We start from the raw sequence: 19,503 nt of genomic DNA, 5'->3' as shown, positions 1-19,503 counted from the left end.
GGCAGAGTGGCCGACGTGGAGATACGGGGACCGGGGCGGTTTTTGTGGTGGCTGGGGCGGGAGCACAAGCGGCGGGTCGGGTTGGGGGCGATGTTCGGGTCGCTGTGGTTCGTCAGCTTGGCGACCACGCCGTACCTCATCTCGCAAGCCATCGACCGCGGCCTGGGGGCGCGGCAACCAGATGTGCTGATCGGCTGGGTCGCGGCCGTTCTGGTCGTCGGGGTGGCGAGCGCGGTGCTCGGGATCATGCGGCACCGCAGCATGTCGAAGTTGCGGATGGCGGCCGCCTTGCGGACGGCCGACCTGGTCCTGACGCATGCGACGCGGCTCGGGTCGGCGCTGCCGCGGCGGGTCACGGCCGGTGAGGTGGTCACGATCGGCATCTCGGACGTGTGGACCATCGGGCGGTCGATGAACGTCGGCGGGGTCGGGGTGGCGTCCACCCTGGCGTACATCGTGGTGGCGATTCTGCTGTCGCGGACGGCGCCGTCGCTGGCGATCGTCGTGCTGGCCGGGGTGCCGGTGCTGGCCCTGTTCGTCGGGCCGCTGCTGCAGCGCAGTCAGCGCGCGTCGCAGAGCTACCGGCAGCGGCAGGGTGAGCTCAACGCCCGCCTGGTCGACGTGCTCGGCGGCCTGCGGATCCTCAACGGACTCGGCGGCAAAGAGACCCATTTGCGGCGGTACGAGGGTGAGTCCGGCAAACTCCGGGCGCAGGGTTACCGGGTCGGCGGCCCGTCGAGCTGGATCGGGGCGCTCGGTGACGGCCTGCCGGTCGTGTTCCTCGCCGTCGTCGTCTGGCTCGCGGCCCGGCTCGCCGCGCAGGGGCAGCTCACCGCCGGGGAGCTGGTGGCCGTGTACGGCTACACGGCGATGCTCGTGATCCCGGTCAACGTGCTGATCTTCTGCTCCTTCGACGTCACGCGCGGGCTCGTCGCGGCCCGCCGGGTGGTCAACTTCCTGCGGATCCCGGTCGACGACCCGGCCGGGCGGGCCGCGCCCGAGGGGCCGGCCGTGCTGCACGATCCGGAGTCCGGTGTGGTCGCCGAGCCGGGGCGTTTCACCGCGCTCGCCGGTTCCCGCCCGGCCGACGCGGCCGCGGTGATCGACCGGCTCGGACGGTACGGGCCGACCACGGCGACCTGGGGTGGCCTCCCGCTCGGGGCGATCTCCCAGCCGCTGATCAGGGAACGGATCCTGGTCACCGAGCCGTCCGCCGACCTGTTCGCGGGCGAGCTGCGCGAGGTGGTCGCCGGTCGCGGCGAACCGCACGACGAGAAGGTCCGGGCCGCGATCGACACCGCTGTCGCCCACGACGTCGCGGCCGACCTGGGCCGCCCGGTCGAGTGGGCCGGCCGCAACCTCTCCGGCGGGCAGCGCCAGCGCGTCCGGCTGGCCCGCGCCGTCCACGCCGACCCGGAGATGCTGCTCGCGGCCGAGCCGACCTCCGCTGTGGACGCGCACACCGAATCCGCGATCGCCGAGCGCCTGGTCGAAGCCCGCCGGGGCCGGGGCACTGTCATCGCCACCACGTCGCCGGTGCTGCTCGACAAGGCGGACGTCGTGCACTACCTGGTCGACGGCCGGGTCGCCGCCTCCGGCACCCACCGCGACCTGCTGGCCGGTGAACCCGGATACCGCGCGCTGGTCACCCGCGTGTTCGGTGAGGAGGACGGCGAATGAGCTCGGTACTTCCCGTCGCCGACCAGCGGACCGTCGCCCGCGCCGCGTGGCGCCTGATCATGCTGGACCGGCGTTCCGTCGTGGCGATGCTCGCCCTCAACTCGCTCGTCGCGCTGGCCGGCGTCGCCGGTCCGTGGCTGCTCGGCCGGATCATCGACGAGGTCACGCACGGCGGCGGGGTCGGCTCGGTCGACAAGCTGGCGGCGGCCGTGCTGGTCTGCGCCGTCATCCAGACAATCCTTTCCCGGTACGCCCTGGCGATCGCTTACCGCTTCGGCGAGCGGACCGCCGCCCGGATCCGCGAGAGCTTCCTCCGGCGCTCGCTGGCCCTGCCCGCCGCCGTGGTGGAGCGGGTGCCGGCCGGTGACATCGCGGCCCGCGGGACCACGGACGTGGACGCGGTCGCCACCACACTGCGCGACATCCTGCCGATGTTGCTGATCAGCTTCGTCCAGATCGTCTTCCTGGTGGCGGCGCTGCTGCTGCTCAACCCGCTGCTCGGGGTGATCGGTCTGCTCGGGCTGTCCGGGATCTGGTTCTCCACTCGCTGGTACCTGCGGCGGGCCCGTCCCGCGTACCTGAAGGAGGGCGAGGCGAACTCGCAGCTGGCCGAGGAGCTGGCGGCGACGACGGCCGGCGCCCGTACCATCGAAGCCTTCGACCTGGCCGACCGCCGTCTGGCGGCGGGCCGGGCGGCGATCGCCGAGACGCTGCGCACCCGCCTGGCGACGCTGAGGTTGCGGAGCTTCTTCTTCCCGTCGGTGGAGATCTCGTACGCCCTGCCAAGCGTGCTGGTGCTGCTGGTCGGCGGCATGCTCTACATCAACGGTCATGTCACCCTGGGCACGGTGAGCGCGGCCGTGCTGTTCCTGCGGCAGCTGGTCGGGCCGCTCGACGCGATCACAATCTGGATCGAGCAGTTGCAGAGCAGCAGCGCGTCGTTCGCCCGGGTGGAGGGGCTGGCCGCGATTCCGGCGCCGAGGTTCGAGACGCGGCTGCCCGAGGGCGATCGCATCGAGGTCCGGAACGTGCGTTACGCGTACGACGAGGGCCGTGACGTTCTGCACGACGTCGACCTGACGGTGCAGCCCGGCGAGCGCCTGGCGATCGTCGGCCTGTCCGGCGCGGGCAAGTCGACGCTGGGCCGGCTGATCGCCGGCGTGGACCGCCCGGGCGCCGGCTCGGTGACGGTCGGCGGGGTGGCGGTGGCGGAGCTGCCCCCGGACGAGTTGCGCCGCCAGGTGGTACTGGTAACGCAGGAACATCACGTCTTCCGCGAGACGCTGCGCGACAACTTGATGGTGGCGGCCCCCGACGAGGAGCTGCGCCGCGCCCTGAAGACGGTCGGCGCCGACTGGGCCGACGACCTCGACCGCGACTTGGGCGAGGACCCACCGGACGGCGCCCAGGCCCAGCAGCTGGCCTTGGCCCGCGTGGTGCTGGCCGACCCCCACACGGTGATCCTCGACGAGGCGACGGCCTTGCTGGACCCCACCGCGGCCCGAACAGCGGAACGCGCCTTGGCCGCGGTGCTGCACGAACGCACGGTCATCGCCATCGCCCACCGTCTTCAAACGGCCCACGACGCCGACCGCGTGGTAGTCATGGACGACGGCCGCATCATCGAGCTGGGCACCCACGACGACCTGGTCGGCGCCGACGGCCCCTACGCGGCCCTATGGCGCTCATGGCACGGGCATGAGGCCGTCTAGCGCAAGCTCGATCGCCTTGGCGGCATGCTCCCCGATAGCCCCTTGCCAGTAGACCCCACCGTGACCACCGCCCTCGCGCGGACTGTCGGCCCCTTGTGGGCTGCCGGTCCCGCGCTGGCTCTCGGCCCCGCGCTGGCTGCTGGCTGCGCCATGGCCGCCGGCCTTGCTTTGCCCGGCGGCTGCACCCGGTCGGCCCGCCCCGCGCTGTCCGCCGGCCGTGCCGTGTCCGCCGGCCGTGCCGTGTCCGTTGGCCGTGCCGTGTCCGCTGGCCGTGCGGTGCCAGCCGGCTCCGAGCGGCCCACCGGCGGAGCCTTCCGGGCCGGTGCCGTCGGTGAGCATGCCCTCGGCCACGCCTTCCACCATGCCGAAGAGCAGGAGCAGGTCGGCCGGTACGAGGTCACGGCGCACCAGACCCTGCTCCTGCGCCCGCTGCAACGGCCCGGCGAGCAGCCCGACGATCTGGCGCAGGTAACGCCCTTGCACGGCCGGTTCGAGGCGGCGGGCCAGATGAACGAGCGGCCGCATGGCGACCTGGGAGCTGAGGACCGCACCGAGCAGCGGCCGGAACGCGGCCGGCTGCTGCCGGTTGGCGTCCACGCAGGCCTCGAGGCGCTCCACCTGAAAGGCGATCACCCCCGAAGTCAGCGCATACCGGTCGGGAAAGTGCCGGTAGAGGGTGGCCTGCCCGATCCCCGCCCGGCGCGCGATCTCCGGCATGCCGACGGCGTCCCGCCGCCCGGTCATCAGGTCGCTCGCCGCCTCGAGAATCGCCTGGCGGTTGCGCTGCGCGTCCCGGCGGCGCGGGGTCTGTACGCCATAGATCAAGGCTCGCCCCCTCTCCCGAGTGACAAACGTTACTGGCAAGTAACGATAATGTCATGAAGTTCAATTTCTCGGAACAGGCGGCGCTCCCCACCGGCCGGCCTCAGCCTCCCTGGCCGGCTTCAGCCCACCCCCGCCAGCTTCAGCCCTCCCTGTCGGCTTCAGCCCTCCCCGCCGGCCCTCATGATCGACTTGCGGGCCCGCCACGCCATGACGGAACCGATGGACAGCGCCGACAGAACCGAACCCACCGACAGCCACGAGCCGATCGACAGGACCGAGCCGAACGACCCGACCGAACCCACCGACAGCGCCGAACCGGTGGAGCCGATCGACAGCACCGATCCTTTCGAGTAGATGCTCAGAACCGAACCTTCGGACTTGTACGACAGCACACCGACCCCTCTCAGAAGTCCGCGCAGATGTACGGCATCTGCCGCGGGAACAGACTGCTCAGCGGCCCGACCGCCGCCCCGCCGACCTGACCGAGGCCGCGCGTCACCACCTCGACCGGGTCGAGCACGCCGTACAGCAGACCACTGAAGCCACCCACCGTCAGCGTCGCCGCCGGCTCGGCCGTGCCCTTGGTTACCGACAGCCGGCCACCCTCACCCACGAGCCGCCAGACGCCGCCCACATGCTCGTCGTCGGCAATCTCGATCGTCACCTCGCCGTCGCCGACCGTCGTACCGGTCAGCGCCTCCATGTCGAGCACCCGCACCATCGCCCCACCCCGGCGCGGATGATCCACCTTCGCCTCGGTGGTCACCGAGAAGTCGGTGCCCCACAGCTCGGGCACCTCATCGGCGCTGACCCGCACCACGATCCGCGACACCTGGTCGACATGCCGGCTGAAGAACTGCAGGAGCAGCGCCCGCCCCAGCGGCCCGGTAGCCAGCAGATCGGATCCGTGCAGCTCACCGCCGTACTCATCAATGCGGTATTTGACAGCGCCCACCACCTCGCCGCCCACGCGGGCGACGGCCACCCATTGCTTGTCCTCGCGGAACTCCGCGCTGCGCACCGCGTCGAACGCCGCGAAGCCGTGCCGCTCACCGACCAAACGGCCACGGAGTTTCTCGTACGCCTCGTGGCCGTCCCACATCGAAAGCCGCTCCACCTCGCCCGGAAGATCGGCCCGCACCAGGTGGGAAAGCCCTTCCGGGGCGAAGCTGGCCATGCGGTGACGGGGAATCCCGACGAACCCGAACCGCGCGTAGAAGCTCGGACGGAACGGATAAAGCGCGCTGACGGCGAACCCCTCCTGCCGCGCCTGCCGCAGAAGCCTCGTCATCAACTCCCGCACGAGCCCCCGCCGCCGAGCCGACGGGTGCGAGGCCACGGACGCCACCCCGGCCATGTCGTGCACCAGCCCGCGCACGTTCTGCCGCATGCGCAGGGCGGCCACGCAGGCCAGCGCCTCCCCGTCCTCCTCCGCGACCATGCTGATCGTCGACTCGAAGAACGGCTGCCGCCGCCGGTAAGCGGCCACTTCCTCCTCCGGCCACGGCGAGGGCATGAACGCGTACGTCTGCAGGGGGAACATCGTCGCCGTACGCTCCGCCGCGCTGATCTGTCGGAACTCCATGAGCCCATCCAACACCGGAGGGCACTTCGCCCGCTGCCCTGTTTCCCGGCCTGTGGATAACCGCGAAACACCTGGTGAACGCCGTCCGGCGACGCGCCGGGGTACCCCGGTTTGGCAAGGCGCCCGGCGACCCGCTAATGTTTCATCCGTCGCCGGGACAACGGCCCGGACAGACAAGCGGACGTAGCGCAGCTGGTAGCGCATCACCTTGCCAAGGTGAGGGTCGCGGGTTCGAATCCCGTCGTCCGCTCGGAGAGGCCTTCACAGGACACGTGCAGGGCTGGCTCGGTGGAGTGGCCGAGAGGCGAGGCAACGGCCTGCAAAGCCGTGTACACGGGTTCAAATCCCGTCTCCACCTCGCAGTTTGCAGTACCCGAAGGGCGATTGGCGCAGCGGGAGCGCGCTTCCTTGACACGGAAGAGGTCACTGGTTCGATCCCAGTATCGCCCACGAGTGCCGGGGCCCCCTGTCCGCAGAAAGCGCGGACCGGGGGCCCTCGTCATGTCTGCCGGGGGGCCGAGCCCCCCGAACCCCCCACGGTGCGGTGGATGCGCTTGGCGGTCCGCTGGCGGCTCTCAGCCGAGGGCCCGCTCGGTGAACTTGCCTCCGAGTGACTAACTGAGTGGCTAGCGACATCGTGGTCTACGGCCGATGGCCGGCTGGGTGCTACTTCTGTTCGTCCTCTTGGATCCGGTGAGGGCGTTGGGACGTCCAGCGTCGCACGTTGGAAGTGCGCCAGATCCGGCCAACGGACAGATGCGCGAGGGGCTCGGGGAAGTCGGCCCGATCAACCAGTACGGCCACACGCTGCCGCGTGACGCCGAGGTAGTCGGCGATCTCGGCGGCGGCCAGGATCTCGTCCATCGACGCCGGTCCTCCGGCGATAGGCGTTGTCGACCTGTCAACCGGGGGCTGTCTACAAGACAACCCTACGGCGTCGTCCGACTCGGATCGGCGGTTTGCGCCCGCCGGGCTGTGCGTCACCTCGCCGCCAAGCCGGCCTCGTTCCCATCGCCGGATAGTGATTCGGAGGTCACCATGCCGACTGAGCAAGATCGCGAGCCGATATGGCGCATCGCCGGGCAGGTCGCCGACTGCTTCTCGGAAAGCGGCTATGCCTTCGTAGAGGACGACAAGCTCGAGGCTCTGTCGGCCGACTTGACCTCGTTCTTGAGCGAAGCAGAAATCCCAGTCAGCGCCGACGCCGACGGCAGCGTTCTGACGAACCGCCACGACGCCGGTAGCTAGCTTTGGCTGCTGCAGTCTCAACCTGTTCCATGCGGTCCCTGCGCATCTGAGATGCGAGCTGGGGCCCGGCGCTACTCCTTTCGTATCGTCGTCCTACTGCGACGCACCCGTCCGGGAGCGTCGCAGTAGTCAGTGCCTTTGAGTGCCATCGACCAGCGATCGGCCTGCGAAGCTGTTCAAACTTTCTGTACGTCTTCAAGGCGGCCCGAAACGGGCCGCTCACGCCGCCGCCAGGGCGTGAGCTCGACCCCGGGCAAGCCGGGCGGGGCCGAGTCTCGCAGACAGCCCGTCGGCTGGCGTGCAACAGCGCGGTCGGGCCGTAGCGAGGACAGAAGTACCCAAGGTGTGGGGCTTGAAGTGAGATTTGGCCGGCGGCCGACCGGGCGGCCTGGGTGACGCGGACCAGCTGCCCGCACCCGGCCGCGGCGCGAGTCGCGGCCATCGAGTTCCGGGCGCGGCGGCGCGCATGGTGTCCGGGCCGCCCCTCCGCCGTCAAGGGCGCTCCGCGTACCAAGCGACGGCCACAATCCGGCCGCCCTGGACGGCGGAGCCTCTGCGACCCTGAGCGGTCAGAGGTCAAGCGGCAGGCCGGTGGCCTGCCGCACGTAGTCGCACGCCGCCGCGCCTATCACCGACTCATTGCAAAGTCGCCCTCCCGGCTGTCAAGGACGGCTTGACAGCGGCCGTCTCGACCGCAGGCTGCGAGATGCGCTGTTCAGACAGTATGTGCGACATGGCGGGCTAGATCATCCTATCGTGTAAACGTGACCGATAGAGAAGATCTCGAAGCCGGAATCGAGCGCCTGGAAAGCGGACGCAAAGAAGGTGCAAAAGCGCATCAGTCGCTAAAGACTGAGATGCAGGCGCCGGAGCGGACGGTTCTCCAGGACGCGTACGAAATGCGAGAGAGAATCATTCGCGCAGGCCGGGGTGATCTTCTCAAGAGTGGATGAGACTATTCGAAATCTTGAGGAGAAGGAACAGGGTACTCGCGATGCGGCACTAGGTTTGGCCCGTGCGGATGAACAAGCCGACCGAGCAATTGACATGTCGAAGGATGCAATCGCAGCGCTCGACAAGCTCAAGGACGGGCAAGCGGGCGACGAGTGACTAACTGGGTGACAACCGTGGGCCACAAGCCCGGACGCCAGCGGACACTTGCGTACTTTTTGCGCAGTTCAGATGGGCTCCACGCCAAGGTCAAGACGCCATGATCGTTCCTTGACACGGAAGAGGTCACTGGTTCCATCCCAGTATCACCCACGAGTGCCGGGGCCGAGCCCCCCGACCCCCCCCACGGTGCGGTGGTTGCGCTGGGCGGTCTGCTCGCGGCGCTTGGGTGAACGTCGCGTTCGAGTGGGCAACTGAGTGACCAGCGCGACCGATGGCCTGATCAAACGGTGGGGACGCTACTGCTTGTTCTCTTGGATTCGGTGAGGTCGTTGGCGAGCCCGGCGCCGCACGTCGGAAGTGCGCCAAACTCGGCCTACGGACAGGTGCGCGATGGGCCCGATCAACCAGTACGGGCACACGCTGCCTCGTGACGCCGAGGTGGTCGGCGAGCGCGGCATGACCGTCTCTACTCCTCTACGCGGTTCAGCAGGAGGTGATGGCCGAACGCTTCGAATTTCCTCGCATTGTGTAAGCCCATCCCTCAAGTATTGTCGGCCACGACCGTCCATCGTCGAGGTCGGGTTGACCGCCATTGTGGCGTCGAACCCACTGACGGCCGAGCGAGTCGGTGTAGTGTACGAATCCATAAAGGCCGGCCGGACGTTTGCCAAGCGCCACAACGCCAAGGGCGACTTGGGTGCACGCCTCTACGATGCCGAGGTGTTTTATGTTGCGGTCCACGCGGCTCGACTGAGGTCCTTCCAGTGTCGCGCCTTTGCCTTCAGGTGCGTCCCGGACCTCGATCCAAACATTGTATGCGGGTGTCTTGGCGGTATTCAGGACGACAAGTTCTCTGTCCACGCCGCCACCCGAGATCAGGTCCCGGATCTCAAAACTGACGTACTGCGCGTTCTGTTGCGCGTTGTTGCGGTTGGCTTCTTCCGCGACCGCGACACTTCGATTGGCCGAAATGTACGACAGTAGCGACAAAAGTAACGCACCGGAGGAAATTAGGAGGGAAGCGGCGTCAAGCCAATGGCGCTGTTTTGTCTGAGATCTTTCTTCTCCCATGGCGCCTCCCGTCTTCTGGGGCACCTACCCATGGGGGTCACTATATTCCTGGACGCCGTCCAGGCGGTGTGGTCTGGTCTGCCGGGGGCCTCCGAGCCCCGCATGGTGCGGTGGCTGCCTTCGGCGGCACTGCGAACTGGGTGGCCTACTGCCCAGGGCATGGCATTGGGCTGCCCACCGGCGCACGTCGGAGGTGTCCAGATGCGGTCTACCGAGGGGTGCGCGGCGGGCTCCGGGAAGTCGACGCGAGGCCGCGTGACGTCGGGAAGGGGCCGGCGGCGTCTGGCAGGCTTGAGCTGTGGCCGGAAGCCTGTATCCCGAGTTCGAGTTCGATGCGCCCGACGAACATCGGCAGTACTTTCGGGACATCGCGACTGCCATGGTGGAGCGTCACGACGTGTTGTACGCCTACGCCGTCCGGGTCATCAATCGGCATTGGGGTTGGCAGGACCACTACGGCGAGTACAACTGGTTGGTCTTCCATGAGGAGCCTGACAACTGGGCCGATCATCTGTATGGCTTGCAGCGGGATCCGGGCTTCTGGGGTGAGTAGTTGGGCGAGGAAAAAGCGTTGCGAGGCGGTCGTGTGGCGATGTTATGGTCGGCGCCGCACCTCCCGGTGTGTGGCCTTGGGTTACCCCGGGGCGTTTGATCTCGGGAGACGCGGCGATGTCGGATGGGGGTGCCCGGTGCGCAGGCAGCGGTTACTTCCACTTTTAATGGGCGGGTCGCGGGTTCGAGTCCCGTTCGGCGCTTCGGGCGCCGGTAGCTCAGTTGGTAGAGCAGCTTCGTACCGAGGCCGACTTTGATCTCGGGCACCTCCATCTGACATCGAGGCTTCTTCCGGTGCGGAAGGAGCCATTTTCGTGGCCAAGTTCAATGTCGTCACGTATGAGGGTGCGGTCGGCGCTGTCCGGGATGACCGGTCGGAGCTTTTTCTTCTCGCCGTCGCCAACATGGTTGGTGAGGCGACGTTCTATGAGGCGGCCGGAGAGCGGGACAGCCGGTTCGTCGAGCTCGTTCACCGGGTTGCCGTTGCCGATCCGTACTGGACCGAAGGGTTTCTGAGGTGGCTGCGGACGGGGGCGAACATGCGCTCGGCGGCACTCGTCGGCGCGGCTGAGGCGACCCGGGCATTGCTGGCCGCGAAGCTGCCCGGTGGGCGCCGGATCGTCGCTTCCGTGCTTCAGCGTGCTGATGAGCCGGGGGAGATGCTCGCCTACTGGACGGGGCGCTATGGGCGGGCCATTCCGAAGCCGGTCAAGCGGGGTGTCGCCGACGCGGTCGGCCGTCTCTACACCGAGTTCGCGCTTCTGAAGTACGACACCGCCGGTAAGGGCTTCCGGTTCGCTGACGTCATCGATCTCGTACACCCGGAGCCGTCGGCTCCGTGGCAGGGGGAGCTGTTCGCGTACGCACTCGACCGGCGTCACGGCCGGGACACCGTCGTGCCGTCGGTGCTGGGGATGGTCGTTCGTAACGGCCGGCTCCGCGCGGCCGTCGCCGGTGAACCGGGCCGGCTGCTGGACGCGGAGGCGCTGAAGGCGGCCGGTATGACCTGGGAGGACGCGTTGTCGCTGGCGGGGTCGAATCTTGACAAGGCCGCCCTGTGGAGCGCGCTCATCCCGACGATGGGCTACATGTCATTGCTGCGGAACCTGCGCAACTTCGACCAGGCGGGCGTCAGCGACGAGGTGGCCGCGGCCGTGGCCGCGCGGCTGGCCGATCCGGAGCAGGTGGCGCGGTCCAAGCAGTTCCCGTTCCGGTTCCTGGCCGCCTACCGGGCGGCGCCTTCGCTGCGGTGGGGGCACGCCCTCGACGAGGCGCTGTCGGCGTCGCTGGCGAACGTGCCGGAGCTTCCCGGCCGTACGCTCGTGCTGGTCGACCGGTCCGGGTCCATGTTCGGGCGGGTGTCTCAGCGGTCGGAGCTGACCAACGCCGACGCGGCGGCGATCTTCGGGGCGGCCGTGGCCGTGCGCAACCACGGCCGGGCCGACCTGGTTCAGTTCGGCAACGGCTCGGATCGGATCGACGTCCGTCCGGGGGAGTCCCTGCTGCGGGTCGTCGACCGGTTCGGCAACCTCGGCGGTACGGAGACCCTCGCCGCGGTCCGCCGGCACTACGACGGGCACGACCGGGTCCTGATCGTCACCGACGAACAGGTCTGGGCCCACCAGGGCGATCCCGGGTCGGCGCTCCCGGCCGGGGTGCCGCTCTACACCTGGAACCTGGTCGGCTACCGCGCCGGGCACGGGCCGAGCGGCCCGCACCGGTACACGTTCGGCGGTTTGAGCGACGCCGCGTTCCGCATGGTCGGCCTGCTGGAGCGGGGCGCCGACGGCGCGTGGCCCTGGCTCGCCGAGTAGGCGGAGCTTATGGTGACGGCATGCGGATCGTTGTTATCGGTGGTAGCGGGCACATCGGCACGTTCCTGGTTCCGCGGCTGGTGCGGGCCGGGCACGAGGTGGTCAACGTCAGCCGGGGGCAGCGGAGCCGCTATGTGGACGACCCCGCGTGGGAGCAGGTGCGTCATGTGGTCGCGGACCGGGAGGCCGAGGACCGGGACGGTACCTTCGCCGCGCGGATCGTGGGGCTGCGGCCCGACGTCGTCGTCGACCTGATCTGCTTCACGGTGGAGTCGGCGACCGCGCTGGTCGACGGACTCCGGGGCGAGGCCGGTCATCTGGTGCACTGCGGGTCGATCTGGCGGTTCGGGCCCAGCCAGAAGATTCCGATCACCGAGGAGAACGGGACGCCGGCCTTCGGGGAGTACGGGATCGGCAAGGCCGCCATCGCCCAGATGCTCCAGGAGGAGACCCACCGGGGTGGACTGGCCACCACCTCGCTTCATCCGGGGCACATCGTGGGGCCGGGCTGGCATCCGGTGGGTCCGCTCGGCAACCTCGACCCGGGGGTGTGGCGGAAGCTCTCCGGTGGGGAACCGCTGGAGATTCCGGGGATCGGGGCCGAGTTCATGCATCACGTGCACGCCGACGACGTGGCTCAGGCGTTCGAAGCGGCCGTCGCGCGGCGGGAAGCGGCCGCCGGGGAGGACTTCAATGTGGTCGCGCCCTCGGCCCTCAACGTGCGGGGGTTCGCCCAGATCGGCGCGTCGTGGTTCGGGCAGACCGCCGAGCTGCGCACGGTGACGTGGGAGGAGTTCCGCCGTACCACCGAAGCCGAAGCCGCCCAGGCCAGCTGGGAACATCTCGTCCGCAACCACTATGTCAGCATCGACAAGGCGCGGGCGATGCTCGGCTACGCGCCGCAGCACGAGCCCGAGGACGCGGTGCTGGAGTCGGTGCGCTGGCTGGTCGAGCACGGACAGCTGGACGTGGCCGGTCCGCTCAAGGTCTGAGCTCCGCGGTCATGGACCGGGTGATCGACACGGACGACCCGCTGCTCGACCTGATGGCTTCGGTCATCGCCATCCTGACCGTGCCGGCGCCGTCCGAGCCGGACGCGCTGGCCGTGCCGATCGGTCAGGGCGAGGAGTGGCGCCTGCGGCACGCCATCGAGCTGTGGGAGGCGTCGCCGCGCACGCGCCACCTGCTGATCGCCAACGGCAACCCGGCCGAGCGGACCTACGTCGGCCTCACCCGCGACTACCTCGGCACCCTGGGTCTGCGTCGCTTCGAGGGGGTACGGGTCCAGCCCGAGCCCGCCCCCAACACGGGACTGCAGGCCGCATGGATCGCCGCCGAGTCGTCCCGCCTGGGCCTGCGCGACCTTGGGCTCGTCGTGTCGGCGTACCACCTGCCCCGGGTCTATCTGACCGTCCTGAAAGCGCTGACGCTCCGGATCCCGCTCCACCCCGTGCCGGTGCCCGTGCCCCCGCACGAGAAGATCCCGGAGACCGGCGCGACCTCGTACGACCTGGTCCCGGGCGAGATGACGCGCATCCTCGAGTACGCCCGGAAAGGCTGGCTCGCCACCCCGGCCGAGCTGCGCGAATACTTGATGGCGCGGTAGCGGCGGGCCGGGCACACTGCTGGCCATGCCGAAGTACCTGTTCTTCTGGGGGCACCAGCCCGAGGCCGGCGGCCGTGTCGGCGCCGGGTGCCTGAGCCAGTGGTGGCCGTCGCCGTTCGAGGTGGACGGGGTCCGGTTCGCCACGGCCGAGCACTACATGATGTGGGGCAAGGCCCAGCTGTTCGGCGACCGGGAGATGGCCGGGCGGATCCTCGCCGCCGAACACCCGCACGCGGCGAAGAAACTCGGCGGGCGCGTCGCCGGCTTCGAGCAGCGGACCTGGGACGAGCACCGCCTGCCGATCGTGGTCGCCGGCAACACCGCCAAATTCAGCGCGTACGAGGATCTGCGCGCCTTCCTGCTCGGCACCGGCGACCGGATCCTGGTCGAGGCCAGCCCGCTGGACCGGGTCTGGGGCATCGGCCTGAGCCGGGACGACCCCCGCGCCCAGGACCCGAAGCAGTGGCGCGGCCTCAACCTGCTCGGCACCGCCCTCATGCGGGTCCGCGACACGCTGTCCTCGGGAGCGTCTGAGTAGCGGGCCGGTAGCAGGGCTCAGGTTCCCGCTCCAGGGGCCGAACCTCAGGGCCACAAAGAACGCCCCTGGAAGGAACCTTCATGAAGCGCCGACTTGCCGCTGTCACCGCTGTCGCCACGCTGACGGCCCTGTCGATGTCCGGAACGGCGATGGCCGCGTCCAAGGCCCAGCCCAAGCCGAAGCCGGCGGTGCCGGCCGCCAAGGACACCGACCGCGACGGGATGCCGGACGCGTACGAGAAAGCGCACGGCCTGAACCCGCGCAAGAAGGACGCGAGCGGTGACAAGGACGCGGACGGGCTGACCAACCTGGCCGAGTTCAAGGCCGGCACCAGCGCCGACGACGCCGACACCGACGGCGACACGCTGCCCGACGGCTACGAGGTCGGCAAGAAGCTCAACCCCAAGAGCAACGACGCCAAGTCCGACCCGGACGCCGACGGTCTGATCAACAAGACCGAGCGGATGCTCGGCCTCGACCCCCGCAACGCCGACAGCGACGGCGACGGGGTCAAGGACGGCGACGAGGACACGGACGGCGACGGGATCGTCAACAGCAAGGATTCCAAGCCCAAGGTGTACGACCGTCCGGCCGCCGCCAAGGCGACCGTCAGCACCTTCGACGCCGCGACCGGGGCGCTCACCGTGGCGTACCCCAAAGGTCTGTCCGTGACGGTGACCGTGACCGAGAAGACCGAGATCGAGTGGCACGGCAAGTCGGCGGCCTGCCCGGACCCGGCGACCGTGGCCGACCTGACGCCGGGCCGGGGTGTGCACAGCGTCTCCGCCAAGGAGATCAGTCTGATCTGCGCGGCGTAACCCGCAAGCTCTATCGTCTGCGGCATGACGCGCATCCTGCTGATCTCGGGCAGCACCCGCGATGAGTCCCTGCACAACGCCGCGCTGCGTACCGCCGCTCATCTCGCCCCGGACGACATCAACGCCGGCCTGTTCGAAGGCCTGCGCGGACTGCCGGCCTTCGTGCCGGGCGAGGACAACCCGCACGACACCGTCGTCCTGCTGCGCCACCAGGTGCGCATCGCCGACGCGGTGCTGTTCAGCACGCCCGAGTACGCCGGGTCCATCCCCGGCAGCCTCAAGAACCTGCTCGACTGGCTGGTCGACGAGAACCTCCTCGACGGCAAGCCGGTCGCCTGGCTCTCGGTGGCCCACGCGGGCGAGGACGACCTCGCCCGCGCCACCCTGGAGGCCGTGCTCACCCACGGCAACGCCAAGATCCTGCGGGCGGCGTGCATCCGCATCCCGCTCGCCGCCGAGGCCGTCGACCAGTACGGCTTCGTGGCCGACCCGCTGCTGCACCAGGCCCTGCGCGACGCCCTCCAGGGCCTGGCCCGGATGCTGGCGCTCAGCGAGAAGCCGTCCCGCCCGTCCTGGCAGACGTACTCGAGCGTGTTCCCGATCATCGAACGCCGGGACACGTCCTCCCTGCCCGACTGGCAGGCCGGCTGACACCCCTTCTTACTTTTGGGGGAATCCAGTGACGGGCATTTGACCGTACGGGGTCCGCGCTCCCGATCAACCTCCACCCTGGGGTGTCCCCATCGCCCTTCGCGAAGGCACACCCATGTTTCCTTCACTTTGCCAACGGCCGGCCTCGTGACTGATTTCGAACGCGCCCACCCGCGGCAGACCCTCGCCGACTTCGAGCTCGCGGCGAAGCTCGGCGAGTCGCCGGCGGCCGAGGTGTTCCGCGCCCGCAACCGCACGTTCGGCATCGTCGTGGCCCTGAAACGGTGGCGGCAGCCGTTCGCGCCGGCGACCCGGCGGGCGTTCGACGAGACGTGCCGGCTGCACTACGAGCTGTCCGAACACCCGAACGTCGTCCGCCTGCTCTGGGCCGACCTGGCGGGCGACCCGCCGTGGCTGGCCACCGAGCTGCAGCCGTGGTCGCTGGCCGACCTGCTGCGCCGGGGACCGATCCCGCCGGCGCGGGCGTGGCGGATCGCGGTGGACGTGCTGCGGGCCCTGACCGCCGTACACCGTCGGGAAAGGCCGCACGGGGCGCTGAAGCCGGCGAACGTCCTGGTGACGGACGGCCGGGCGATGCTGCGTGACCTGGCCCCGACAACATGGTCGGTGCCGGACATGCGGGCGGTGGTCCCGCTGATGGGTGTGCTCTTCCCCGATCCGCCCCCGGCGTTGCGGGCGGTGCTGGCCGAGCCGCCGCGTACCGCCGAGGCGTTCCTGGCGGCGGTGGAGACGGCGAGGGGCGAGGGCCGGGAGCCGTACGTGGAGAACGCCGGCCCGTTCCGCACGGGCTCCACGACGCAGACGCCCCCGGCCACCGGAGACAGAACGGGACCGGGAACGGCGACACAGAACACCGGCACGTACGACAGGTCGGCCGAGCCCGGCCAGCTGCCCGCGAACTTGCACACGCCGCTTCCCGCCTCCCGCCGCGAGAACGCCAGGACTTATCCCGAAAAATCGGGCCTGGCGGCCGCGCCGGAGAACGCCGGCCTCCCACTCCGCGAAACCGACTCGGACCGGGAGGCCGGCCGCGGGGGCGCTCAGCAGATGCCGGATCCCCAGGGGACCGTCGGTCCGGCGCAGCGGCGTCCGTCCGGCCCGGGGGATGCTTCAGCGCAGTGGCCTTCGTCCGGTCCGGGGGATGCTTCAGCGCAGTGGCCTTCGTCCGGTCCGGGAGATGCTCCGGCGCGGCGGCCTTCGTTCGGTCCGGGGGATGCTGCGGCTCGGGGAGGGGCGACGGCATCCGAAGGTGCGGCCGCTTCCCGGAGCGCGCCGGCGTCCGGAGGCCGGACAGTTCCAGAGGACCCGACTGCGGCGCGAGACGTGACGGTGCCGAAGAGCCGGATGGGCTCAGCAAATGCGGCGGCGTCGGAAAGTGCGGCGGGCATTCCAGGCGCGGCGGGCTTCGGAAGTGGCGCGGGTTCGAGGAGTGCGGCGGGCTTCGGAAGTGCCGGAGGTTCGGCGGGCTCGTGGGGCGGCGCTGAGGTGGCCGGTGAGGGCGGACAGGCGGTGCGGCGCCCAGAAGGAGGTCGGGGCGGGCGTCGGGGGCTGCGGATCGTGGTTGTGGTGGCCGGGGCGCTGGTGCTGGCGGCCGTGGTGGCTGTCGTCGTCGCGTACGGGAGAAGGAATGCAAGCCTGCCGGAGCCGGCGCGGTCGATGTGGCCGGCTCCGGGGCTCAGTCGGTCCTAGGCCGTTGCCTTGGCGGCCGCGGTGGCGCGTTCGGCCAGGCGGCGCAGGAGCGGGGGCGTGTCGTACGCGTCGAGTTCCACCTCGATGAAGGCCAGGCGGTCCGGGTGGTCGGCGGCCGCGCGGAGCGATTTGTCCAGCTCGGTCGGCGTGGCGGCGTGGTGGTAGTCGGTCTCGGGGCCGGTGAGGCCGGCGACCAGGGCCCGCCAGTTCCACGGTGTCACGTCGTTGTAGACGGCCTGCGGGCTCTGCAACGCCCGCTCGATCGTGTAGCCGCGGTTGTTGAGGAGCAGGATCACCGGCCGCAGGCCGGCGGCGGCGATCGTGCCCAGCTCCTGAACGGTCATCTGGGCCGCGCCGTCACCGATGACCAGGACGGGCCGGCGATCGGGTTCGGCCAGGCCCTGGCCGAGCACCGCGGGCAGCGCCCACCCGATGGAGTTCCAGATCGGCTGCCCGACGAATGTCGTGTCCGCCGGGAGCCGGAGCGACAGCGCGCCCCAGTACGCCGTGCCGGTGTCCGCGATGAGCGCCGAGTGCCCGGGCAGCCACTCCTGAAGCATCCGCCACATGCTCGCCTGCGTCAGTTCCTCGCCGACCGGGCCGTCCTCATGCCCGGCCCCGGCCGCGCCGCCGCTGAACCTGCGGTCGGTGAGGGCTGCGGCGACGGCGTTCACGGCGTCGGGGAACAGGACGTTCTCGAAGCGCTGCTCGCCCACGCCGGCGGCGGTGGCCGAGGTCCATGCCGTGCGGTCGTCGAGCGGGCGGGCCGAGAAGAAGCCGGTCAGCTCGGCCGTCTGCACCGAGCCCAGGTGGAGCACCACGTCCGCCTCGTCGACGGCGGCGGCCGGGGCGGGGTCGAGCATCGTGCCCGCGTAGTCGCCCAGGTAGCCCGGCGTGCCCTCGTCGATCACGCCCTTGGCCGCCAGCTGGGTGACCATCGGGACGCCCAGGCCGGCGATCTGAGCACCCAGCCCGTAGCGCGCGGCCAGCTGTCCGACCACCACCACCGGGCGCTCGGCGGCGGACAGCAGCTTCTCGACGGCCGCGCTGAACGCCCGTACGGCAAGCGGGTCTGAAGCGATCTTCAGCGGCTCGCGCAGGGGCGCCGCCGGGATCCGGTGCAGGGCCAGGTCCTGCGGGACGCTCAGGTAGGCCGGCTTGCGTTCGCGGCGGGCCGCCGTGACGACCGCGTCGATCTGTTCGCCGGCGCGGTCCGCCGTCAGCACCTCGGTGGTCACGCTGATCTCGGCGTACGCCCGGTGGAAGTGCCCGAAGTCGCCGTCGGCCAGGGTGTGGTGCACGAGCGAGCCGGCCGCGACCGTGCCCGTCCGCGGCGATCCGACGATGTGCAGGACGGGGGCGTCCTCGGCGGCGCTGCCGGCCACCGCGTTGATCGCGCTCAGCTCGCCCACGCCGTAGGTGGTGATCAGCGCGGCCAGGCCGCGGCGGCGGGCGTACGCGTCGGCGGCGTACCCGGCGCCGAGCTCGTTGGGCGACCCGGTCCAGCGCAGCCCGGGCACCTCGGCCAGGCCGTCGAGCAGGTTGAGGTTGAAGTCGCCGGGCACGCCGAACAGGTGGGACACGCCGGCCTGCCGGAGCCGTTCGCCCAGGTACTCGGCGACGGTGACCGTGGAGGCAAAGTCGATCATGAGGATGACACTGGTGCCTGTTGCGCATCCTGCACAATGTGATGTCTCCTGCTTGTGCGTTCTGCTCAACCCGGGCGGGCATCATGGGGAAGGATTGCGCACGATGCGAATCTTGGACGCCACCGACGCGCGCATCCTGCTCGCCCTCGACGCCGACCCGGACGCCACCGTGGTGGCCCTGGCCGACCGCCTGGCCATGTCGCGCAACACCGTTCAGGCCCGGCTGCGCCGCATGCGCGAGTCCGGCGCGCTGGGCGCCTACTCGCGGCGTCTCGACCCGGCCGCCCTGGGCTACCCGCTGATGGCCTTCATGACCCTGTCGCTGAGCCAGCGTGAGGGGGACCGCGCGGCGCAGCAACTGGCCCGGATTCCCGAGGTCGTCGAGATCCTGGCCACCACCGGCGACGGCGACCTGCTGGTCCGGGTGGTCGCGCGGGACACGGCCGACCTCTACCGCATCACCAATCTGATCGTCGCCGCGCCCAGCGTCGTGCGGACCTCTACCTCGATCGTGCTGCACGAGGTGGCGCCCAGCAGCCTCGACGGGCTTCTTCGGCGCCACACTTCCGAGGGGCCCGATTTAACCGTACGTAATGTGGACCGTGGCGCGTAGAGTGGGGCCTTGTGATGATTGATCTCTATTGACGGAGATCAATGATCAAGGCGCTTCGGAGAAATCAATAGCGGCGACGGCGGGCGGTAATGAGGGCCTGGACCAGGAGTAATGCGCAACGTGCGTAGTACTCGAAGGCTACAACCGTCTGCTGGATCGAGGGCGATTTCGTGCCGGTGTTTGCAACTTGCACACCAAAACGGGCACGGAGGGCATCCGGTAGATGAATTGGCACATTCAATCGGCGCACACGCATTGTCATGACGCGCTCACTCTTCGTACAGTGATGAGCACAGATCATCGATCAAGATGAGTGCG

Annotated in this window: 20 protein-coding genes and 3 tRNA genes; 17 read left to right on the top strand and 6 right to left on the bottom strand. The window is 69.8% G+C overall.

Annotation, left to right across the window (positions count from 1 at the left end; all coding sequences use genetic code 11):
• Positions 1-90 precede the first annotated feature (90 nt).
• Together ACGFJ7_RS00355 and ACGFJ7_RS00350 are read left to right on the top strand one after the other, a co-directional pair.
• The gene (locus ACGFJ7_RS00355) at positions 91-1,680 is read left to right on the top strand and encodes an ABC transporter ATP-binding protein (protein ID WP_360243500.1); all 1,590 of its coding nucleotides are present in this window, start codon (positions 91-93) and stop codon (positions 1,678-1,680) included.
• Positions 1,677-3,392, top strand: coding sequence for an ABC transporter ATP-binding protein (locus ACGFJ7_RS00350; RefSeq protein WP_392639872.1), 1,716 nt, complete (start codon positions 1,677-1,679; stop codon positions 3,390-3,392). Before ACGFJ7_RS00355 ends, ACGFJ7_RS00350 begins: the two co-directional genes overlap by 4 nt.
• Here the strand turns inward: ACGFJ7_RS00350 and ACGFJ7_RS00345 are convergent.
• The 3 genes from ACGFJ7_RS00345 to eis all read right to left on the bottom strand — a co-directional run bounded on the left by ACGFJ7_RS00345 (position 3,366) and on the right by eis (position 5,802).
• Positions 3,366-4,217 carry a TetR/AcrR family transcriptional regulator gene (locus ACGFJ7_RS00345; protein ID WP_392639870.1) on the bottom strand — a complete coding sequence of 284 codons (852 nt, stop codon included), beginning with the start codon at positions 4,215-4,217 and terminating at the stop codon, positions 3,366-3,368. The genes ACGFJ7_RS00350 and ACGFJ7_RS00345 overlap by 27 nt on opposite strands.
• Positions 4,218-4,375: 158 nt before the next feature.
• Complete coding sequence (locus tag ACGFJ7_RS00340; RefSeq protein ID WP_392639867.1) at positions 4,376-4,609, bottom strand: hypothetical protein; 234 nt, start codon at positions 4,607-4,609, stop codon at positions 4,376-4,378.
• A gap of 11 nt (positions 4,610-4,620) precedes the next feature.
• Positions 4,621-5,802, bottom strand: coding sequence for a GNAT family N-acetyltransferase (gene eis, locus ACGFJ7_RS00335; RefSeq protein ID WP_360241015.1), 1,182 nt, complete (start codon positions 5,800-5,802; stop codon positions 4,621-4,623).
• Positions 5,803-5,979: 177 nt separating this feature from the next.
• Between eis and ACGFJ7_RS00330 the strand changes: the two genes are divergently transcribed.
• The 3 genes from ACGFJ7_RS00330 (at position 5,980) to ACGFJ7_RS00320 (ending at position 6,252) form a co-directional block, all read left to right on the top strand.
• Positions 5,980-6,052 (top strand) — tRNA-Gly (locus tag ACGFJ7_RS00330).
• Between the two features lie 37 nt (positions 6,053-6,089).
• Positions 6,090-6,160: transfer RNA gene (locus ACGFJ7_RS00325), tRNA-Cys, on the top strand.
• A gap of 20 nt (positions 6,161-6,180) precedes the next feature.
• Positions 6,181-6,252, top strand: a tRNA-Val gene (locus tag ACGFJ7_RS00320).
• A 216-nt stretch (positions 6,253-6,468) separates the two neighbouring features.
• Here ACGFJ7_RS00320 and ACGFJ7_RS00315 read toward each other — a convergent pair.
• Positions 6,469-6,666 (bottom strand): DNA-binding protein, encoded by a 198-nt coding sequence (locus tag ACGFJ7_RS00315; RefSeq protein WP_392639864.1) that lies wholly within the window; start codon positions 6,664-6,666, stop codon positions 6,469-6,471.
• A 174-nt stretch (positions 6,667-6,840) separates the two neighbouring features.
• On the opposite strand from ACGFJ7_RS00315, the gene ACGFJ7_RS00310 reads away from it, so the two are divergent.
• The 3 genes from ACGFJ7_RS00310 (at position 6,841) to ACGFJ7_RS00300 (ending at position 8,160) form a co-directional block, all read left to right on the top strand.
• A complete protein-coding gene (locus ACGFJ7_RS00310) occupies positions 6,841-7,050 on the top strand; it encodes a hypothetical protein (RefSeq protein WP_392639861.1) in 210 nt (69 codons plus the stop codon).
• Positions 7,051-7,814: 764 nt separating this feature from the next.
• Complete coding sequence (locus tag ACGFJ7_RS00305) at positions 7,815-8,003, top strand: hypothetical protein (protein ID WP_392639859.1); 189 nt, start codon at positions 7,815-7,817, stop codon at positions 8,001-8,003.
• The gene (locus ACGFJ7_RS00300) at positions 7,996-8,160 is read left to right on the top strand and encodes a hypothetical protein (protein ID WP_392639856.1); all 165 of its coding nucleotides are present in this window, start codon (positions 7,996-7,998) and stop codon (positions 8,158-8,160) included. Before ACGFJ7_RS00305 ends, ACGFJ7_RS00300 begins: the two co-directional genes overlap by 8 nt.
• A gap of 486 nt (positions 8,161-8,646) precedes the next feature.
• Here ACGFJ7_RS00300 and ACGFJ7_RS00295 read toward each other — a convergent pair whose 3' ends face one another.
• Positions 8,647-9,234 (bottom strand): hypothetical protein, encoded by a 588-nt coding sequence (locus ACGFJ7_RS00295; protein WP_392639854.1) that lies wholly within the window; start codon positions 9,232-9,234, stop codon positions 8,647-8,649.
• Positions 9,235-9,532: 298 nt separating this feature from the next.
• Here ACGFJ7_RS00295 and ACGFJ7_RS00290 point away from each other — a divergent pair, with 298 nt between their 5' ends.
• The 8 genes from ACGFJ7_RS00290 (at position 9,533) to ACGFJ7_RS00255 (ending at position 16,923) form a co-directional block, all read left to right on the top strand.
• Positions 9,533-9,787: a hypothetical protein gene (locus ACGFJ7_RS00290; RefSeq protein ID WP_392639851.1), complete on the top strand. Its 255-nt coding sequence runs from the start codon at positions 9,533-9,535 to the stop codon at positions 9,785-9,787.
• Between the two features lie 313 nt (positions 9,788-10,100).
• Positions 10,101-11,600, top strand: coding sequence for a TROVE domain-containing protein (locus ACGFJ7_RS00285; RefSeq protein WP_392639849.1), 1,500 nt, complete (start codon positions 10,101-10,103; stop codon positions 11,598-11,600).
• Positions 11,601-11,620: 20 nt separating this feature from the next.
• The gene (locus tag ACGFJ7_RS00280) at positions 11,621-12,592 is read left to right on the top strand and encodes an NAD(P)-dependent oxidoreductase (RefSeq protein WP_360241000.1); all 972 of its coding nucleotides are present in this window, start codon (positions 11,621-11,623) and stop codon (positions 12,590-12,592) included.
• Between the two features lie 11 nt (positions 12,593-12,603).
• Entirely contained in the window at positions 12,604-13,206 is a 603-nt protein-coding gene (locus ACGFJ7_RS00275; RefSeq protein ID WP_360240997.1) for an ElyC/SanA/YdcF family protein, read from the top strand.
• Between the two features lie 25 nt (positions 13,207-13,231).
• The gene (locus ACGFJ7_RS00270) at positions 13,232-13,744 is read left to right on the top strand and encodes an NADAR family protein (protein WP_360240995.1); all 513 of its coding nucleotides are present in this window, start codon (positions 13,232-13,234) and stop codon (positions 13,742-13,744) included.
• 80 nt (positions 13,745-13,824) lie between these two features.
• A complete protein-coding gene (locus ACGFJ7_RS00265; RefSeq protein WP_392639845.1) occupies positions 13,825-14,562 on the top strand; it encodes a hypothetical protein in 738 nt (245 codons plus the stop codon).
• A gap of 24 nt (positions 14,563-14,586) precedes the next feature.
• Positions 14,587-15,213 carry an NAD(P)H-dependent oxidoreductase gene (locus ACGFJ7_RS00260; RefSeq protein WP_360240989.1) on the top strand — a complete coding sequence of 209 codons (627 nt, stop codon included), beginning with the start codon at positions 14,587-14,589 and terminating at the stop codon, positions 15,211-15,213.
• Between the two features lie 147 nt (positions 15,214-15,360).
• A complete protein-coding gene (locus ACGFJ7_RS00255) occupies positions 15,361-16,923 on the top strand; it encodes a protein kinase (protein ID WP_392639841.1) in 1,563 nt (520 codons plus the stop codon).
• Here ACGFJ7_RS00255 and ACGFJ7_RS00250 read toward each other — a convergent pair.
• The gene (locus tag ACGFJ7_RS00250; RefSeq protein ID WP_392639838.1) at positions 16,920-18,572 is read right to left on the bottom strand and encodes an alpha-keto acid decarboxylase family protein; all 1,653 of its coding nucleotides are present in this window, start codon (positions 18,570-18,572) and stop codon (positions 16,920-16,922) included. The genes ACGFJ7_RS00255 and ACGFJ7_RS00250 overlap by 4 nt on opposite strands.
• 103 nt (positions 18,573-18,675) lie before the next feature.
• Between ACGFJ7_RS00250 and ACGFJ7_RS00245 the strand changes: the two genes are divergently transcribed.
• On the top strand, positions 18,676-19,185 hold the full coding sequence (locus tag ACGFJ7_RS00245; protein WP_360240980.1) for an Lrp/AsnC family transcriptional regulator: 510 nt from the start codon (positions 18,676-18,678) through the stop codon (positions 19,183-19,185).
• Positions 19,186-19,503 lie beyond the last annotated feature (318 nt).

It is taken from the genome of Actinoplanes sp. NPDC048988 (genome assembly GCF_043197815.1).
GTDB lineage: Bacteria > Actinomycetota > Actinomycetes > Mycobacteriales > Micromonosporaceae > Actinoplanes.
This window is presented reverse-complemented; position numbering and strand designations above follow the sequence as displayed.

Coding starts and splice junctions, on each gene's coding strand:
- ACGFJ7_RS00355 (WP_360243500.1), top strand. CDS start 91: ATGTTCGGGTCGCTGTGGTTCGTCAGCTTGGCGACCACGCCGTACCTC.
- ACGFJ7_RS00350 (WP_392639872.1), top strand. CDS start 1,677: ATGAGCTCGGTACTTCCCGTCGCCGACCAGCGGACCGTCGCCCGCGCC.
- eis (WP_360241015.1), bottom strand. CDS start 5,802: ATGGAGTTCCGACAGATCAGCGCGGCGGAGCGTACGGCGACGATGTTC.
- ACGFJ7_RS00315 (WP_392639864.1), bottom strand. CDS start 6,666: ATGGACGAGATCCTGGCCGCCGCCGAGATCGCCGACTACCTCGGCGTC.
- ACGFJ7_RS00310 (WP_392639861.1), top strand. CDS start 6,841: ATGCCGACTGAGCAAGATCGCGAGCCGATATGGCGCATCGCCGGGCAG.
- ACGFJ7_RS00295 (WP_392639854.1), bottom strand. CDS start 9,234: ATGGGAGAAGAAAGATCTCAGACAAAACAGCGCCATTGGCTTGACGCC.
- ACGFJ7_RS00280 (WP_360241000.1), top strand. CDS start 11,621: ATGCGGATCGTTGTTATCGGTGGTAGCGGGCACATCGGCACGTTCCTG.
- ACGFJ7_RS00275 (WP_360240997.1), top strand. CDS start 12,604: ATGGACCGGGTGATCGACACGGACGACCCGCTGCTCGACCTGATGGCT.
- ACGFJ7_RS00270 (WP_360240995.1), top strand. CDS start 13,232: ATGCCGAAGTACCTGTTCTTCTGGGGGCACCAGCCCGAGGCCGGCGGC.
- ACGFJ7_RS00265 (WP_392639845.1), top strand. CDS start 13,825: ATGAAGCGCCGACTTGCCGCTGTCACCGCTGTCGCCACGCTGACGGCC.
- ACGFJ7_RS00260 (WP_360240989.1), top strand. CDS start 14,587: ATGACGCGCATCCTGCTGATCTCGGGCAGCACCCGCGATGAGTCCCTG.
- ACGFJ7_RS00250 (WP_392639838.1), bottom strand. CDS start 18,572: ATGATCGACTTTGCCTCCACGGTCACCGTCGCCGAGTACCTGGGCGAA.
- ACGFJ7_RS00245 (WP_360240980.1), top strand. CDS start 18,676: ATGCGAATCTTGGACGCCACCGACGCGCGCATCCTGCTCGCCCTCGAC.